The sequence below is a fragment of the Janthinobacterium sp. NKUCC08_JDC genome, from assembly GCF_019345575.1.
GTDB lineage: Bacteria > Pseudomonadota > Gammaproteobacteria > Burkholderiales > Burkholderiaceae_D > Janthinobacterium > Janthinobacterium aestuarii.
The window spans coordinates 1-1,550 of the sequence record NZ_JAHKQW010000037.1 but is presented as its reverse complement, the minus strand read 5'-3'; the positions used below and the strand labels follow the sequence as shown (position 1 = coordinate 1,550).

Here is a 1,550-nt window from a genome sequence, read left to right as displayed (position 1 = left end):
TTCGCCCTCAATAAAGCGCTTCATTTAGCACCCAAAGTGATGAGATACTGGCTCAACGTTTACTGATGCGATTTCGTTTACATAGCCCTACGTTTTTACACAGTCTCGGCCAGAAGCAGACGTTCACGTTGATGTGACAATGCGTGACTTTTCTAGGTTAGTAATTCGTTATGCTCACGGACCGCTGCCGGCCAAGAGCGGCCACTTGAAATTTTTGGAAAAAAGCGATGCATTTTAGTACCTTATCAATACATGACGCTACGCTTTCAGCCATCTACGTCAGCTGGGAGGCTGCCCGATGCGATATACGTTTACTGCCAGTTGGCTTGCCCCCTCATATGCTTGTATTTGAAGGATATACAAACATCGAACTTCCAAGACGCGAGAGTTGGGGACCGTCCTCATCTGTCAATAGTTTTGCGGAGTTAAAGACTGGGCAATTTGAAATAGAGCTGCAATCTGGCGACACGCTTAGGATTGAAGCTGCCCATTGGTCATTTCGGCCGGAAGTCGGCTGAAGGCAAGCGGCCAGAAGCGGTCGCTGAGTCTACCCATGATAAATTGGAGACACAATGTATATTCAAGAAGTCGAAATTTTTTCTGATGCATCGAACGCCGTTGTAATGCGCCACCCACAGCGTAATTTCCCCGGGTGCCTGATTCAAGGCGATACACTGAGTGTTTTGCTTCAGTCTCTTAAAGTAGTGCATTCTGAAGCGGCGTGCCTAAGTGAAGAGGCTGCAGGAGAACTCGCCGACACTGTTGAGCAGCTATCTGATCTGGTGTCTCACTACAAGGTCACGTTAATGAGCAACAATATTTCTCTTCCGTTTAGCGACTGAGCATCTTCGCTCTTTAGTGAAAACGGTGAGCGTCTGCTTCGGGGCCAGAGTGTGTGAAAATGCCCCCCAATGTAAACGAGATTTTTTCTGAAGCGTTAATAGTTCATTTGACGTAATCAGGAGAGCAGGATGAAGCGTTTTGTCGAGGGAACCGACCGCAGCCAGAGTGTTCTCTTTCCCGAGCATCTGGATGACTACGTTGCAGAGGACAATATCGTTCGGATTGTAGAGGCATTCATTGAAGCGCTTGATCTCAGGACCCTTGGCTTTGCCGGTGCCGACCCGGCACGCACCGGTCGCCCGTCCTACCATCCTGCAGTTCTCCTTGGGATTTACATCTATGGTTACCTCAATCGAATCCAGTCGAGCCGCCGCCTGGAGCGTGAGGCGCAGCGTAATGTCGAACTGATGTGGTTGACCGGGAGGCTATCTCCCGACTTTAAAACCATCGCTGACTTTCGCAAAGATAACGGCCCCGCCATCTGCAAAGTGTGCCGCCAATTCGTCCAGGTATGTCGCAGGCTTGATGTTTTCTCGGACAGCAGCGTGGCAATCGATGGCAGCAAGTTCAAAGCGGTAAATAATCGCGACCGAAACTTCACCAACAACAAGCTGGAAGCCCGCATTGAGCAGATCGAGGAAAGCATCAAGCGCTACATGGACGAGCTTGATCGCGCCGACCGTGATCCTGCGCTTGTCCCCGCAACT

The 1,550-nt window shown here is 50.2% G+C and carries 2 protein-coding genes; both read left to right on the top strand.

The window, feature by feature from the left end:
• Positions 1-572: 572 nt before the first annotated feature.
• Complete coding sequence (locus tag KO538_RS28965; RefSeq protein WP_219330437.1) at positions 573-842, top strand: hypothetical protein; 270 nt, start codon at positions 573-575, stop codon at positions 840-842.
• Positions 843-971: 129 nt separating this feature from the next.
• The coding region (locus KO538_RS28960) for a transposase (RefSeq protein ID WP_219330436.1) at positions 972-1,550 on the top strand (579 nt) is incomplete at its 3' end.

Bases quoted from the DNA above. Each gene is read 5' to 3' on its own strand.
- KO538_RS28965 (WP_219330437.1), top strand. From the start codon at position 573: ATGTATATTCAAGAAGTCGAAATTTTTTCTGATGCATCGAACGCCGTT.